Origin of the sequence: Niabella drilacis (assembly GCF_900101395.1) — a bacterium.
GTDB lineage: Bacteria > Bacteroidota > Bacteroidia > Chitinophagales > Chitinophagaceae > Niabella > Niabella drilacis.
The window spans coordinates 369,986-386,053 of record NZ_FMZO01000005.1 but is presented as its reverse complement, the minus strand read 5'-3'; the positions used below and the strand labels follow the sequence as shown (position 1 = coordinate 386,053).

The window sequence follows — 16,068 nt, the reverse complement described above, 5'->3', positions numbered from 1 at the left end:
CCTTATCAAAAGCCCTATCCTAAAAGCGTTTCCCCGGAAGAACGCCGGTATCCCAGCTCTGCACCGCCTGTTACAGGAAATATACATCCTGTGATGAATGCAGCCCTTGCTGAAGCCAGGAACACACAGGCATCTGCAATAACATCTCCTTCCGGGCAATAACCCAGTACATGGATGTCATTCAAATATTTTTCCATTGTTTCGGGGTGCGGCTGTTCTTTACACCATTTCTTTAGCATAGGCGTCCAAACCCCCGCCGGAGCTACCGCGTTTACTCTTATACGATGGGGCGCATAGTCCAGTGCCATCGATTTGGTAAGTGCATTTACAGCTCCCTTTGTAGCCGTATAAACGGCATGAAGCTCCTGGCCAATTTCTCCCACAAGACTGCTGGTATTGATAATGGTTCCGGCTGTTTTGATCAATGCAGCGATTCCATGACGGGTCGTATGAAAAATACCCTTTACATTAACATTGATCAGCGTATCAAATTCTTCCTCCGAGGTCAGGTGCAGCGGCTTTGAGGGAGAGGCAATACCGGCGTTGTTATGGATCACATCAATCTTTCCATACATGGCAACCGCTTCTGAAATGGCTGCCTGAACGGAGGCCGATACGGCAACATTACCCACAATACCCAAATGCCCTGCGCCTAATTGTTTAACGGCATCCTGAACCTGATCGCTCTCCGGGGCAAAAATAATTACACGTGCGCCCTCCTTTGCATAAGCCCTGGCACAACACAGGCCAATTCCCGTTGACCCGCCTGTTAAAAAAACGACCTTATCTTTTAGCTGCATAAATTTAAATTATAGTTGGAAAACACCGCAGTACGAAAATACGCCTCCGGCACGTAATTTATATAGAATATTATATTCATTAGATGGATTATACTATGGTTCCTGAAAATGATTTCATTTTCACCTACCTTTAATAAAGACGTGCGTTATGATAAGAAATTTCAAACTGAAAGACGGCTTTTCGGGTGAACTGCAGATCAATGTTCCCCGGGAGATCGTCATTAATCACCTCCGGAAAAGACAATTCCTTGGCAACCTGTTTATCACACATATTGGTTTTTTCCCAAAAGCCAGGTTCCATTTCAGGGAACGGCCTTTTGGCTGTGCCGATAATATTTTGGTTTACTGTGTAGACGGGAAAGGCCACTATCGTTCAAAAACGGCTGAGCATACGCTTTTGCCGGAGCACTTTTTTATTCTTCCTCCCGGGGAATCCCATATGTACCAGGCAGATATCCGTACTCCCTGGACCATCTACTGGCTGCATTTCAGCGGCAACATGTTAAAAGCATTCAACCATCTTATAAAGGTTGACGATTTTACCACGCCAACAAAGATCAAAAAGGACAAAAGGATCATTGAGCAATGGAGTGATATTTACAGTGTGCTGTCAACAGGGTTCAGTGATCAGAACCTAACCTATGCTACGCTTTGCCTTTACAAACTGCTCACCTTCTTTGTATGCCCCATTGATATTTATACCCCCGTAATAAAAAAAGACCCCATCAACGATTCCATTGCTTACATGAAGGCCCATATTGACCAGCAGCTAACGGTGCAGGAACTTGCCGGCAAACAACAACTTTCCGGCTCGCATTATATGATGCTTTTTAAAAACAAAACAGGCTCTTCTCCCATCGACTATTTCATCCGGTTAAAAATGCAGTATGCCTGCCAGCTGCTTATGCAGTCCGGCTTTAAGATCGGCGATATCGCCGCAAAGATCGGCTACTACGATGTTTTCTATTTTTCCAGGCTCTTTAAAAAAACAACCGGCTATTCTCCATCCGAATACAGGGAGCGGGTATGCACAAACTAAAGATACAGATGCGTTTGCCCTGTATGCATGCCGGTCATTTTTATCCCTGTGTTTTCTTTTATCCTTACCGGGCCCTTCAGATTATAATAACATAATCCATAAAAAAAATAGTTTACCCTATCCGATCTGCTTTCCGCTCAGGCTAATTTTGTTTCAAATAAAGCCAGGCGCTACGATTGCAGGCCCATATAAAATGAGAAGAAAGGAGATTACATCGTTGTTATACTGAGTTACAGCCAATCCATCTGCCCGGGTATCCATCGGCCCGGGAGAGGTTTGTGTCCCTGATCTCCTGTTGCACTGCGGGTTTCCGGCCAATGGGAACGATAACGGGTATGTTGCCGTAAAGGGAATGCTATGCGGTTTACCATACAGGTGACCCGTCCTGTATCCGTTTTCTGCACTAAAGAGCAACATACAAAATAATAACATTTTTAAACCAAAAGGAAAGAATACAATGAAGGTAGCTTTTGAATTCAAATTTGCCCGAAGGAAAAACGGCGTACGCCTGTGCTTATTCTTCATGCTGCTTTCCGGATCTATTATTGTTAATGCCCAGAAGAAGATAACAATAACCGGAACGGTAACCGACACGCTGAATGCGCCGATCGCTTCTGTAAGCATCGGCCAGGAAAAGTCCGGTACTGCAGGCACCACAACAGACGCCAACGGCCGTTTTATCATTGATGTGGAGCCCGGTACCATTCTTGGTTTCAGTTTTATCGGCTTTGAACCCTATGCCTACAGGGTGCCCAATGCGCCGCAACAGAACCTGTCCATCGTGCTCCGGCAAAAAGTGATTGCAGCCGGCGAAGAAGTAGTGGTAACCGCGCTGGGAAGAAAACAGATCAAGGAATCCATTGTCGGTTCGGTATCCACCATCAAACCGGAAAACCTGAAGATCCCCGCCAGCAACCTTACCAATGCGCTGGTAGGACAGGTGGCCGGGGTGATCGGGTTCCAGTCGAGCGGCCAGCCCGGCCTGGATAACTCTGACTTTTTTATCCGGGGGGTAACCACCTTTGGATACCGGGCAGACCCCATGATCCTGATTGACAATATAGAAGTGGGAAAAGACGACCTGGCACGGCTGAACGTAAACGACCTGGAAAGCTTTACCATCCTCAAAGATGCCAGCGCTACCACCCTGTACGGCGCAAGGGGAGCCAACGGGGTTATCCTGGTAACCACAAAATCCGGTAAAACCGGGAAAGCGATCCTGAATATTGTTTTGGAGAATACCGTGTCGACCCCAACAGACCGGATCAAACTGGCCGACCCCATAACCTATATGAACATGTATAATGAAGCAACCGTTACCCGCGACCCCATGATGCCTGCACCATTTTCTGCCGACAAGATCCATTATACCGGGCTCACCCTGCAAAATGCACCTGCCGGGAACCGTTATGTTTACCCGGCCGTAGATTGGCTTAACCTGCTTTTCAGAGACCGGACCTTTACCCAGCGCGCCAATATGAATGTAAGCGGGGGGTCCGACCTTTCACACTACTTCATATCCGGGTCTTACAGCAACGATAACGGTATTTTGAAAGATCACCCGGACAATAATTTCAAGACCAACTTAAAGTTCACAACCTATCAGCTCCGGACGAACGTGGATTTTAACCTTACAAAATCCACACAGTTATCGGCCCAGCTTTGGGGATTGTTTAATGAATACTCTGGCCCGCTCACCAACAATGCCAGCTTTTCAACCGACCTGTACGATATGGCTACCCATACAAGCCCGGTATTATTTCCCGCATATTATGAACCGGACTCCGCCAACCTGCTCACCCAGCATATCCTGTTTGGCAACGCCTATGGTTCTTCCGCCAATTCCGTTGGTTACTTAAATCCCTATGCACAATTGCTGCGCGGTTTTAAAAAATTCTCCAATTCAAGAATGACCGCAACGCTCCGGCTGAATCAAAAGCTTGATTTTATTGTGCGGGGCCTGTCCTTTGATGGTTTTGTGAACGTAAACCGCTACGCTTATTTTGACAATACCATGGCCTACAACCCCTTTTACTATACCATACCCGTGGGCGGTTATAATATAGGATCCAACAGGTACGTACTTCAATGGATCAACAGCCTCTCCAGCGGAAACGCCTTTGCCGGGGGCATTGGCGCCGGGGGCAATGGCAGTGCGGCAACAGAATATCTTGTTTACAGCCCCGGCAAAAAGGACGCCACGGCCTATGTACATTTCCAGGGACGCCTGGACTATTCCAAACGGCTGGGCGATCATGATATCGGTGCTACCTTAAACATTATAAGAATGCAGCGGCTTGAGGCCAATGGCATAGATCCGGTTACCAGTCAACCGTCACTCCCCTACGCACTTCCCTACCGCAACCTCAACTTTGCCGGCGAAGCCAGCTATGCCTTCCGGTCAAAATATTTCTTAAGATTCAACTTCGCCTATAACGGGTCCGAGCGGTTTGATGTAAATAACCGGTATGGATTCTTTCCGACCATCGGGGCATCGTGGATCGTATCCAAGGAAAAATTCTGGCAGGATGGGTTGTCAGATATTATATCCAGCTTAAAACTGCGCTCCAGCATCGGATACAGTGGTAACGACCAGATAGGCAGCCAGCGCTTCTTTTATCTTTCCGATGTAAACCTGGCCGGGGGCAACCCTGCCTCCTTTGGCATTGGCAACGGGTACAGCCGCCCGGGTGTTACCATCAGGAATTACCAGAACAGCCAGGTTACCTGGGAACGTGGCCTTCGTTTTAACGGCGCCGTGGAAGCGACTTTTTTCAGAAGCCTTGACCTTATAGCCGAATACTGGAAGGAGCGACGCAGCAACATTCTGCAACAACGCCTGATCCCCAGCAGCGAGGGTTTGGAGGCCGGCGTATTTACGAATGTTGGCGAAGTGGAGTCCAACGGATGGGACCTGACGCTTAATTATAATAAAAGCTTTTCAAAGGACCTCACCGTTGCTTATATGTCTAACTTCACCTACTCACAGGCCGTATATAATAACTACGAAGAGCCTGCATACCTGAGCGAGCCCTGGAGAAGAAAAACAGGATCGATCGTAGGCCAGCCCTTTGGGTATATTGCAGAACGGTTATTTGTGGATGATAAGGAAGCAGCGACCTCCCCGGTACAAAATTTTGGCGGTCAAAAACCCAAGGGCGGGGATATCAAATACAGGGATGTGAACGGCGATGGGCAGATCACCATTGCCGATATGGTACCGATCGGGCTGCCCACCACTCCGCAGATCTCCTACGGTTTTGGAGCATCCGCAAAATACCGGTCGTTTGACCTCGGTTTCCGGTTCCAGGGAAATGCCCGCACCACCTTTATGATCGATGCCCGGGGGATCAGCCCCTTTGTGATACCGGCAGATGGCGTACCCGGACAGGCACAGGTTTTGCAGGCTGTTGCGGATGACTACTGGTCAGAAGACAATCAGAATATTTATGCATTCTATCCAAGGCTGGGTACAGATGCCAACATCATCACCAACAACCTCCAGCCCAGCACCTGGTGGCTCCGGAAAGGCGATTTTTTAAGGCTGAAGCTGGTAGAGCTGGGGTATACGCTTTCCCCTGCAATAGCGCGGCGCGCCCGTATAACCAATCTCCGTATTTACGTCAACGGCTCTAACCTGTTTTTACTTTCCAATTTCAAATTATGGGATGCAGAACAAAAAAACGGCTTCACTTATCCCTTACAAAAGACCTACAACCTTGGCCTTAACGTTACATTTTAACAGGATAAATCATGCAAAACAAAATACATATTCTCTACCTGGTTCTTTGCCTGGCTATGGCCGGCAGTGTAACTTCATGCAAAAAGTTTCTTGATGTTACCCCGGAAAACGTAGGAACCCTCGACTATGCATTCCGCAACCGGAATGAGGCCGAAAACTATCTATTCAGTTGTTACAGTACCCTGCAATCCCTGGCGGATATAACCAGGGATCCTTCCTTTACCACATCGGGGGAGATCATTTACCCGAATGTACTGGGTGAAGGCCCCAAATTATATGACGCGGGATTTCAATTGATGCGGGGTACGCAAAACATATCCAACCCGGTGCTTAACTATTGGGATGGCAGCAACGGTGCCCCCTCTGTCTTTAAAGCCATCCGGCGTTGCAATATCCTGCTGGAAAATATTGACAAACCGATCGACCTGTCTGTCTTTGAAAAAGACAGGTGGATCGCCGAAGTAAAATTCCTGAAAGCCTATTACCATTATTTTTTAGTAAAAATGTACGGCCCCATCCCCATCTACCGGACCAATCATGCCATCACCGATCCCATTGGAACGCTGCGGGTAAAACGGCTGCCGGTAGATTCCGCTTTTGACTATGCCGTGCAATTATTGGATGAGGCCATTCCCGAGCTGCCAACAGAAATAGCAGATGTTAACAGGGAGCTGGGCCGGGTTACCCAGGCAGTGGCCCTGGCTGTAAAAGCCGAAATACTGGTAACCCGGGCCAGCCCTCTTTTTAACGGCAACCCGGATTACAGGAATTATAAGAATGCGGACGGACAGGCACTTTTTTCTGCCAGCGCGGATCCCGCCAAATGGGCTGCCGCCGCTGCTGCCTGTAAGGCCGCTATCGACGCCTGCCGGCAGCTGAACCTGGGTTTATATCATTTTATAAGACCCGCCAATATACCGGCAACCCTTCCCCAGGTATTGTCCGGTATACTAACCCTTCAAAATGCCGTAACCGAAAAATGGGACCTGAACAAGGAAATCATCTGGAACCTGAACAGTTATTTTCCTCAGCAGGCCAATGCCGTTCCCCGGATCACCGCCGAGTTTGACCTTGGCTCTGCCCCGGGAACACTGGCCGTTCCCATTTCAACAACGGACCTGTTCTACACAAAAAACGGCGTACCCATCGATGAAGACAATTCCTGGGACTTCTCCGGCCGTTTTAACCTGAGAACGGGAGATGCCGCCAATAAGTATCTCATTGCCCAGAACTACCAGACCATTAAAAACAATTTTGACCGCGAGCTCCGGTATTATGCAGGCATTGGCTTTGACGGCGGCATATGGTACGGCAATGGTGTTACCAACCCCGATGCCGCTTTATCTGTACAGGCGCAAAAAGGACCTGCTGCACCCAAGGACAATTCAAGGCTCAACGTCACTTCCATCTGGCCCAAAAAGCTGGTGCATTACCTTAGTGTTTTTGATAAGAACGGGTTTTCCCAGACCAGTTTCCGGCTCCCCAGGATCCGCCTGGCAGACCTTTACCTGCAGTATGCAGAAGCGTTAAATGAAGTCAACGGCCCCTCATCCGAAGTGTATGCCTACATCGACAGCGTGCGGCTGCGCGCAGGCCTGAAAGGCGTACAGGAATCATGGCAGCAGTATTCATTCAACCCCGGCAAACCATCAACAAAAGACGGATTACGTACCATCATTCACCGTGAGCGCAGAATAGAGCTCTGCTTCGAGGGAAAAGCCGGCTGGGACTTAAAAAGATGGAAAGAGTGGACCTCGGTAATGTCGCAGCCGATGCAGGGCTGGTCCATTTACCAATCGGCGCCTTCCGACTTTTATATACCTGTAACCCAGTTTATCCCTACCATTACTTCAAAAGACTATTTCTTCCCGTTATCGGACCAGGCATTAAGAGAGAACGAAAACTTAATACAAAGTCCTTTTTGGAAATGACCCATTTATAATTCGAAATCCATAAATATGAGACAACCCTATTCTTCCCGCATATTGTTTATGGCCGTTCTGCTCAGCTGCCTGTTACTGTGGGTTCAATGCAGCCGTGTAGCCGACTTTAACCACCCCGTATCAACAGACAAAACCAAGCCAGGCGTAGTCACCAATATTAAAGTAAAGAACTTTAACGGCGGGGCTTATATTACCTATACCCTTCCAAAATCAGAGAATATTTTATATGTGAAGGCAAATTATGTGATCAATGAAAAAAACCAAAAGGCACTTGAAACCAAATCAGCCTATTACTCCGATACGGTAACGGTAGAGGGCTTTTCAGAAAGTAAAGAATATGAAGTCACCTTAAGGGTGGTCAGCCGGTCTAACGTTGAGTCGGATCCCGTTACAGTAAAAGTACACCCCGATACGCCCATTTACCAACTCGTAGGCAATACACTCTCTTTAGGCGCAGACTTTGCCGGGATCCGGGTAGATGCCACAAATGAAGCGCGGAAAAACGTAGGCGTTGTATTGGTTTATAAAGATCCCTATTATGGCCGGTACGTGATCCGGCAACAGCAGTTTTCCAACTTTAAAGATATCTTCTTTACATCAAGAGGATTAGATACCCTGCCCAAACAGGTGGGGGTCTATGCTACAGACAAATGGGGCAATATATCCGATACCGTTTTCAAAACTATAAAACCACTTTATGAAACGCTGCTGAACAAAAGCAAATTTTCCGTGTATAACCTGGCCAGTGACAGCCCCATCGGCTATGGATGGGTTACCGCCAACCTGTGGGACAACAACCCCGGAAGCGGGTGGCACACCCCCATACCACCCGGGAACATCCCGGTAACCGTAAGCTTCAACCTTGGCACTTCTGCAAAGCTGAGCAGGTTCCTGTTGTGGGGCAGGGCTGATGTTTACTACTGGGGACACGGAAATCCCAAATACTTTACGGTCTGGGGATCCAATTCAGAGCAACCGGCCGATTTTACCCCGCCTGCTAATTCTGAAGAAGGTCAAAAGATCGGTGAATGGATCAATATCGGCAACTACCGGTTCCCGGACCCTCCCTCTGGCAACGCGCCTTCTTCCCCTACAGCTGCAGACAAAGCCTGGTTTAATGCCGGTGTGGAATTCATCATGCCCTTCAATGCTCCGAAAGTCCGGTTTTTGCGCGTTGTTGTTACAGAGAACTGGGCCGGAACAAATGTTTTTGCCCATATAATGGAGCTTTCATTTTATGGAGATACAAGACCCTGATTTTTATTCCTACTAAATAAATCACTATGATTGATAAAATTAAGTTTCAAAAAAGCGGTTTCTTAATAGGGAGCTTCCTGCTTGCAGGTGTCCTGAGCTGCTCCCGGAAGGCAGACGATTACCAAAAGTATCAAAATGGCAGGGAACAGATCTATACCGGGGTTGTAAGCAACTTACGGACAGATCCCGGGAAGCTGAGAGCCCGGATCAAATGGAACCCGAGCTCTGACCCCAGCATAAGCCGGTATCTCCTCTTCTGGAACAACGGGAATGATTCACTTGAAATCGGAACAAAAGGAGAAAGCACCGCGGACACGATCAGCGTCATCATTACCAGCGGATTGCAGGAATCCGATATTCAAAGTTTTTCACTATACACTTATGACAAGGCCGGGAACCATTCTATCGGGCAGCTCACTGCTCCCTTAAGAATCTATGGTTCCATATACGAAGCCTCCCTGTACAATAAACAACTGGTGACCGCAAATCCCTATAAAATTTACCCGGTCAACAATTCCATAACGTTTTATTTTACCAAATCAGACACTACAAATATATTTAATCAATTATACTATTATACTAAAAATGACGCAGTAGACAGCATTCGGTTTACCGGCGACTCCGTTAATGTAAGCAATCTGAAAACGGGCACCCGCGTGGCTATACAATCGTACTTTTTACCGGTCAGGAATGCACTGGACACCTTCAGGACCCGCAGGGCAGACTCTACCATTATCATTAACTAAGACTGTTCGCATCTGAAAACAAACCTGAGATTACGGAATGCGTCAGGTTTGGATCTACTATAAGCTCCGGGTTCCTGAACTACTGGCGCTCGGTAAAAAAGCAGTTGCGTCAAAGCCCGTGTAGACGGGGACTGCAGGTTTAAGAATCATTTCCGGGGGGCCTGTGTTGGAGCTAACAAGATCAGAGAGCAGCTGATCTGGATTTTGACGGCATTTGCATAAACTTTTTACAATGGTGATCTGCTTTCAGATCACCACTAATAGTAGCGACAAACACATCTGAACCCGGTGAAAAGAGCGCAACCCCGAGCAGGATCAGGCACGGTAAATGCCTCGTGTTTGTAGAAGGGTGTTAAAGAGAGGGCCCAGGCTCCTTTGGAGCCGCGTAAAATTGCCACGGCCAAACAAACACGAGGCTCCTACAGGAGCCGGGTTGATAAAACAGCAGACTACTATAAACACGCTGCTCCTCCGGAGCTGAACAATGCTGAAATCAGATGCGTTTGCCCTGCAGAAAGATATGGGGCAAATACATCTGAACCGGGTGAAAAGAGCGCAACCCCGAGCAGGATCAGGCACGGTAAGTGCCTCGTGTTTATAGCAAGATATTAAAGGGAAAAACCCGGCTCCTATAGGAGCCGCGCAAAATTTCCGGCCAAACAAACACGCGGCTCCAAAGGAGCCCGGTTGATTCACCCGACACATTGGCTATCAACACAACGCTCCTCCGGAGCGGATCATTGCTGCAACCCAATGCGTTTGCCTTGCAGAAAGATATGGGGCAAATACATCTGAACCGGGTAAAAAGAGCGCAACCCCGAGCAGGATCAGGCACGGTAAGTGCCTCGTGTTTATAGCAAGATATTAAAGAGGAAAACCCAGCTCCTATAGGAGCCGCGCAAAATTTCCGGCCAAACAAACACGCGGCTCCAAAGGAGCCCGGTTGATTCACCCGACACATTGGCTATCAACACAACGCTCCTCCGGGGCGGATCATTGCTGCAACCCAATGCGTTTGCCTTGCAGAAAGATATGGGGTAAATACATCTGAACCGGGTGAAAAGAGCGCAACCCGGAGCAGGATCAGGCACGGTAAGTGCCTCGTGTTTATAGCAAGGTATTAAAGGGGAAACCCCGGCTCCTATAGGAGCCGCGTAAAATTTCCGGCCAAACAAACACGCGGCTCCAAAGGAGCCCGGTTGATTCACCCGACACATTTGCTATCAACACAACGCTCCTCCGGGGCGGATCATTGCTGCAACCCAATGCGTTTGCCTTGCAGAAAGATATGGGGCAAATACATCTGAACCGGGTGAAAAGAGCGCAACCCCGAGCAGGATCAGGCACGGTAAGTGCCCGTGTTTGTAGAAGGGTGTTAAAGAGAGGGCCCAGGCTCCTTTGGAGCCGCGTAAAATGGCCACGGCTAAACAAACACGAGGTGCCAAAGGTGCCTGGTTGATTAAAACGGCACATTGGCTATCAACACAACGCTCCTCCGGAGCGGATCATTGCTGCAACCAGATGCGTTTGCCAGGATTTAAAAGCCAGGCAAAATCGGCTGCCCGATAAAAAAGCACCTTTTATTGATGCTTCTTATTTTTCCCCGACATCAATGATCCTGAACTACGCATTACCCGGGTAATACTACTCTTGGGCTGGCTGGTTAAAGAGCGGATAACCGCGATCCCCTTATCAAAGACAAGTGCTTAACCAGGCCGTATTCTACCAGCTTTGAGGAACCTGGTATCGTTGGCTCCCCGCCTCCTTTTTAAGGAATGCCCCGTCTGCATTTATCTTTCGTTAAAAAGCATTTTCCTGGTAACGGGTTCTCCGGCACCATTCCAGGAATTCTTTATATACCCCCTGTGCACACATGAAGCAACAGGCCTCATCTCCTGCATGCGCGGGGTAGTACTCATTTCTTTGCATTTAAAATTGAAGGAGAGACTGGTTATGCGTATTATCTTTCAAATAATATCTCATCCATATCACAATCGCTTTAAACGGATATGCCGTACAGCAATGGTCATCGGCGGGCCGACATGAACCTGGAATCCCAACAGCCCCTCCATCTCCCTGTTTTGTACATCATCATCGGTTACATCGCTCATTAAAACGCCATTGATATAATGCTGTAGCCGGTTTCCTTTCGCCCAAATGCGCAACTCATTCCAATCATCATTAATGCGTGATTTTAGCGAGTCTTCATTGCCCAATGCATCCAACCGCTCACTTGCGGTCCATCTATTCTCCCTTGCAAAATCAGCAATGGTTCCTTTCACAGGCGGCAGCCGCACTTTCTGGCCGGGAAATGCCAGTATTTTCCGCCCTCCTTCTTCATAATTCTGCCCGGTATATTTTTTTGCGCCATCAATGTCCGCCTGATATCCCCGCATAGCAAAAGGCTGGCCTGCTACTTCTTTACTACGATAATTAAACCCGCTGTTTCCCTTTGCCGACACTTTATATTCCACGATCAGCTCAAAATCCTTCAGGTTGCCGCCCTGCCAGATGATAAATGAGTTCCGCTTCAGCTCTTTGCCAGGCCTTATCTCCCCCACCAACAGGCTGTCTTTTACATACCACAAAGCCGGATCGCCTTTCCATCCTTTTAAGCTAACGCCATCAAATAACTCCTCGTAGTCACCTAAAGCCGGCCGGACCTGGGCCTCCAGGCCTGTACCCGGCCTCAAAAAACAAAACCATAAAAGAACAAAGCTGAAATATTTCATATCTTATACATTGGGTTCCAGAACAACTTTTTAGGCTCCCGGGAGCTACGCTGGTTTACGCCCCTATTGAACTTCCAAAAACGGACCGGGTGCTATTCCATAATTTTCCATTAACACAGGCCCCTTGTCTGCGATGATGCCTCCTCCGCCGTTACGGGGATTCATCATCACCAGCTTATTTTTCCGTGAATAAGCATTTACGAGGTCGCACAGGTCGTACTGCTTTATGGATCCGGCAGCGGCCGAAAGGATATATTGCGTTTTATAAGCCGGCGTTTCGATCACGGACTGAAAGGAGATCAGCGGATCGGTCAGCCAGAGCGATGCGATATCATTGCTCCGCATCACTGCAATATGCAATAAGTCGGTGGTCAGCACGCCTCTTGCCACGCCCATTATTTTGTTATGCTCCATTTTTATCCAGTCTGTCAGTACGGAAAGCTCCTTCATCCGCACCCCCAGCAACGACTGACCGGTTAAAATCCCGGTATACCAAAGATTCAGCGGCACTCCGTCTACATATGCATCCCCACCTTTTATATACCCGTTCCCCAGCTCACCAAAACCACTCAGATCCGGCACTACCACTTCATATCCGGCCAACGCCAGGGAATCGGCCATTGAGCCTTCTTTTATGGCTTCCGATTTTCCCCGGTCGTCCAGGAGCAGCACAGCGTTGCTTTTATTCCTGCTGTTGCCATCCGGTGGTTTTAAACAATAAAACGGAAGGTAGTACCCGGCCGGGCTTTTTATTAAATAGGATTCGATGGCATACTGTTTACGAAGCTCCCTCCCCGAAAACACCGGCGGCTCCATTCCCCGTGGCTGATCAAAACCCGTTACAGCCCTCACACGTTTTCTTAAATCTTCCTCTCCCTTAACAGGAGCACGATCCTTTACGATCTGCTGCATATGGTTACGGGCAAGTGTTTGCAGGTTAGCGCCGCCCAAAGCGAGGTATACATTGCCATCGGGTGTTACATTCAGTGCTTCCGGTTTAAAGACAGGCACAGGTTCATCCACAGCGCTACCGGGGTTTTTCAGGTATTTTTGAAAAAAGCGGTATGTGGCCTCCCGGTTCTTCCGGGTGGAGGCATGTTCCGCATCATCTTCGGTCATACCCACCAGGTCTGGTTGTCCCAACCAGGTATAAGCGCGCTTTGCTTCTTTAAAAACATCCCTTGCCCCCTGGATGCTGAAGATATCCCGGGTGGTGCTCACGATCAGCAGGGGTTTCGGCGCAAAAGAGATCAACAGATCCGGGATATCCAAACCCGCCGCGATCGCGCCGGCAAAGTTCTGTTCGGCATCCTGCGGCCCCATGGTCATTAATAACTTTTCATAGCTGGTAATATAACACTCCGGCGCTGCCGCTTTGATCCGGTCATCAAAAGCGGCGATATATGCAGTTTGTGTACCACCTCCGGACCTCCCGGTAATGCCGATCCGGGTGGTATCTATTTCCGGGCGGCTGCACAAATAATCCAGAGCCCGTATACCATCCCAGATAAAATAATATGCGGGCGACCTGCCGGTAAGGAACAACTGGCTGCCGGGGTATGAATGCTCCTGGGTAGGGCTGAATTTCCGGCTTGTATCCTTTGCATACTGCCGCCGCTCTCCCTGTCCTATGGGGTCAAAGGCCAGGACCGCAAATCCTTTTTTTACAAAATTGAGGATCGCATTCTGGTAAGGCCTGCTGCGAAAACCGGAACTGCTGTGCCCTGCACAATAAAGAATGGCGGGCAGTTTTCCTTTACGCGCTGCCGGCATAAAGAGCGCTGCCGTTACATAATAGCCCGGTAACGATTCAAAATATATTTTTTCAACCTTCACGTCTTCATCTTGCAGTGTGCCGGTGATTACCGCATTTAAAGGCGTCCGGGAAGGGAAGCTGCCCAGTACCTGCGTATAAGCCTGCCTGACCCTATGCTGCCTTTTTTTCCAGCCCTCTGCTGACGCCAGTGCATTTACCTGTGTTTGCCGCTGCTTCAATTTCAGCAGCGCCTTATCGGCCAGGTAACCATAAAGCGACTGGCTGCTGCTGTGGATGTACTTCCATGGCGTAAAAACATCTTTTACCTCCTGGGCCGCAGCCTCCCGCATCCCTGTACCGGCCCAAAAAACAAATGCGGTCAATATGGCTTTCAACCTGCTGCAATCCATAGCTTATTTCTTTTTCTTTGATGTTGCCGACAAATAGCTTTTCATATACTTCTGGTCGCTGGCATCGCTGTCCTTATACTTCTTCCGCAGTGCCTCCAGTTTTTTGTGCATATTGTCCCTCACACTCCTGTACGCGGGATCATTATATACACTATGCATTTCATGCGGGTCTTTTTGCAGGTCGTACAGCTCCCATTCATCAATATCATAATAAAAATGGATCAGCTTGTACCGGTTGGTACGGATGCCGTAATGGCGTTTTACCATATGAATGGATGGATACTCATAATACGTATAATAAATAGCATCCCTCCATTTGCGGGTTTTACCGGCGACCAGGTTCCTGAATGATACCCCCTGCATATCGGCCGGAATTTTTGCACCGCCATAATCGAGGAAGGTTGGCGCAAAATCCAGGTTCTGCACCAGGGCATCTACTTTTGTACCGGGCCTGATCTCTTTTGGATAACGGATCAGCAAAGGGGTTTTCAGTGATTCCTCGTACATAAAGCGTTTATCAAACCACCCATGTTCCCCCATATAAAATCCCTGGTCGGATGTATACACCACGATCGTATTTTCCGTCAACCCGTTTTGATCGAGGTAGTCCAGTACGGCTCCCACTCCTTCATCTACCCCGGCGATGGTGCCCAGGTAGTCCTGCAAATAGCGCTGGTAACGCCAGTGCATCAGGTCTTCTTTCGACATCGTGGGATACCGTTTTTTAAAATCTTCATTGATCGGGTCATAGACGGCATCCCAGGCCGCGCGCTGGGCCGCATCCATTCTCCGCATGCTCCTGTTATAAGACGCTGTATCCCATTTTATGAGGGAATGCAGCTTCAGTTCCTCCAATACTTCGGGTTTTATCTTGTCATCATCGGCCCAGTTCATATCTTTACCGATATTCATTTCTGCGGTCTTAGCCGCAGTGCCCCTGCCCTTGTAATCGTCAAACAGGGTTGCCGGTTCTTTAAAGGTCTTCCCCGTATATTCCTTATAATGCCGTTCTATAGGCATCCATGCCCGGTGCGGTGCTTTCTGGTGATAGAGCAGGCAGAAGGGTTTTGTGGTATCACGCCCTTTCAGCCATTTCAACGCCAGGTCTGTGGTGATCTCTGTTACATGGCCATGGATCTGTTGTTTTACACCATTAATGATAAAATCGGGGTTATAATAATCGCCCTGGTCGGGTAATACCGCCGAATAATCAAACCCCTGCGGCAGGCCGTCCATGTGAATTTTACCTACCATGGCGGTCTGGTAGCCGGCTTTACGCAGCAGCTTGGGAAAGTTGTCCTGGTTCCAGTCAAAATGCTGCACATTATCCACTTTACCATTGATGAAGCTGTGCTTGCCGGTAAGCATTACCGCCCGGCTGGGCGCACATAACGAGTTGGTGACGCAGGCCGTTGTAAACAAGGCGCCTTCTTTTGCAAGGCGATCGATATTCGGTGTCTGGTTCAACCCATAGCCATAGGCGCTCACTGCCTGGTAACCGTGGTCATCACTCATGATGTATATGATATTGGGGCGACCAGCCTCAGCCCTCTTTGCCGGCTGGCCGCTTACCTGAATGGCCGTTAGCAACATGGTCATAAAAATCAACCTGTTCATTGTCCTTCTTTTTTATTTTTCTTCTA

The 16,068-nt window shown here is 48.6% G+C and carries 9 protein-coding genes; 5 read left to right on the top strand and 4 right to left on the bottom strand.

Annotated elements, in window-relative coordinates; genetic code table 11:
• Positions 1–14: 14 nt before the first annotated feature.
• The gene (locus BLS44_RS11870) at positions 15–800 is read right to left on the bottom strand and encodes an SDR family NAD(P)-dependent oxidoreductase (protein ID WP_090390264.1); all 786 of its coding nucleotides are present in this window, start codon (positions 798–800) and stop codon (positions 15–17) included.
• Between the two features lie 148 nt (positions 801–948).
• Here BLS44_RS11870 and BLS44_RS11865 point away from each other — a divergent pair, with 148 nt between their 5' ends.
• From BLS44_RS11865 to BLS44_RS11845, 5 genes are all read left to right on the top strand, one after another.
• Positions 949–1,839: an AraC family transcriptional regulator gene (locus BLS44_RS11865; RefSeq protein ID WP_090390263.1), complete on the top strand. Its 891-nt coding sequence runs from the start codon at positions 949–951 to the stop codon at positions 1,837–1,839.
• Positions 1,840–2,296: 457 nt separating this feature from the next.
• Complete coding sequence (locus BLS44_RS11860; RefSeq protein ID WP_090390262.1) at positions 2,297–5,581, top strand: SusC/RagA family TonB-linked outer membrane protein; 3,285 nt, start codon at positions 2,297–2,299, stop codon at positions 5,579–5,581.
• 11 nt (positions 5,582–5,592) lie between these two features.
• Positions 5,593–7,512, top strand: a complete 1,920-nt coding sequence (locus tag BLS44_RS11855) for a RagB/SusD family nutrient uptake outer membrane protein (RefSeq protein WP_090390261.1) — start codon at positions 5,593–5,595, stop codon at positions 7,510–7,512.
• Between the two features lie 27 nt (positions 7,513–7,539).
• Entirely contained in the window at positions 7,540–8,781 is a 1,242-nt protein-coding gene (locus BLS44_RS11850; protein ID WP_218127741.1) for a DUF4959 domain-containing protein, read from the top strand.
• A gap of 26 nt (positions 8,782–8,807) precedes the next feature.
• Complete coding sequence (locus BLS44_RS11845) at positions 8,808–9,527, top strand: DUF4998 domain-containing protein (RefSeq protein ID WP_090390259.1); 720 nt, start codon at positions 8,808–8,810, stop codon at positions 9,525–9,527.
• A gap of 1,988 nt (positions 9,528–11,515) precedes the next feature.
• On the opposite strand, the gene BLS44_RS11840 is transcribed toward BLS44_RS11845, so the two are convergent.
• The 3 genes from BLS44_RS11840 to BLS44_RS11830 all read right to left on the bottom strand — a co-directional run bounded on the left by BLS44_RS11840 (position 11,516) and on the right by BLS44_RS11830 (position 16,042).
• On the bottom strand, positions 11,516–12,259 hold the full coding sequence (locus BLS44_RS11840; RefSeq protein ID WP_090390258.1) for a 3-keto-disaccharide hydrolase: 744 nt from the start codon (positions 12,257–12,259) through the stop codon (positions 11,516–11,518).
• A gap of 63 nt (positions 12,260–12,322) precedes the next feature.
• Positions 12,323–14,425 carry an alpha/beta hydrolase family protein gene (locus tag BLS44_RS11835; protein WP_090390257.1) on the bottom strand — a complete coding sequence of 701 codons (2,103 nt, stop codon included), beginning with the start codon at positions 14,423–14,425 and terminating at the stop codon, positions 12,323–12,325.
• A gap of 3 nt (positions 14,426–14,428) precedes the next feature.
• Positions 14,429–16,042: a sulfatase family protein gene (locus BLS44_RS11830; RefSeq protein WP_090390256.1), complete on the bottom strand. Its 1,614-nt coding sequence runs from the start codon at positions 16,040–16,042 to the stop codon at positions 14,429–14,431.
• Positions 16,043–16,068: the final 26 nt, after the last annotated feature.

Coding starts and splice junctions, on each gene's coding strand:
- BLS44_RS11870 (WP_090390264.1), bottom strand. CDS start 800: ATGCAGCTAAAAGATAAGGTCGTTTTTTTAACAGGCGGGTCAACGGGA.
- BLS44_RS11865 (WP_090390263.1), top strand. CDS start 949: ATGATAAGAAATTTCAAACTGAAAGACGGCTTTTCGGGTGAACTGCAG.
- BLS44_RS11860 (WP_090390262.1), top strand. CDS start 2,297: ATGAAGGTAGCTTTTGAATTCAAATTTGCCCGAAGGAAAAACGGCGTA.
- BLS44_RS11855 (WP_090390261.1), top strand. CDS start 5,593: ATGCAAAACAAAATACATATTCTCTACCTGGTTCTTTGCCTGGCTATG.
- BLS44_RS11850 (WP_218127741.1), top strand. CDS start 7,540: ATGAGACAACCCTATTCTTCCCGCATATTGTTTATGGCCGTTCTGCTC.
- BLS44_RS11845 (WP_090390259.1), top strand. CDS start 8,808: ATGATTGATAAAATTAAGTTTCAAAAAAGCGGTTTCTTAATAGGGAGC.
- BLS44_RS11840 (WP_090390258.1), bottom strand. CDS start 12,259: ATGAAATATTTCAGCTTTGTTCTTTTATGGTTTTGTTTTTTGAGGCCG.
- BLS44_RS11835 (WP_090390257.1), bottom strand. CDS start 14,425: ATGGATTGCAGCAGGTTGAAAGCCATATTGACCGCATTTGTTTTTTGG.
- BLS44_RS11830 (WP_090390256.1), bottom strand. CDS start 16,042: ATGAACAGGTTGATTTTTATGACCATGTTGCTAACGGCCATTCAGGTA.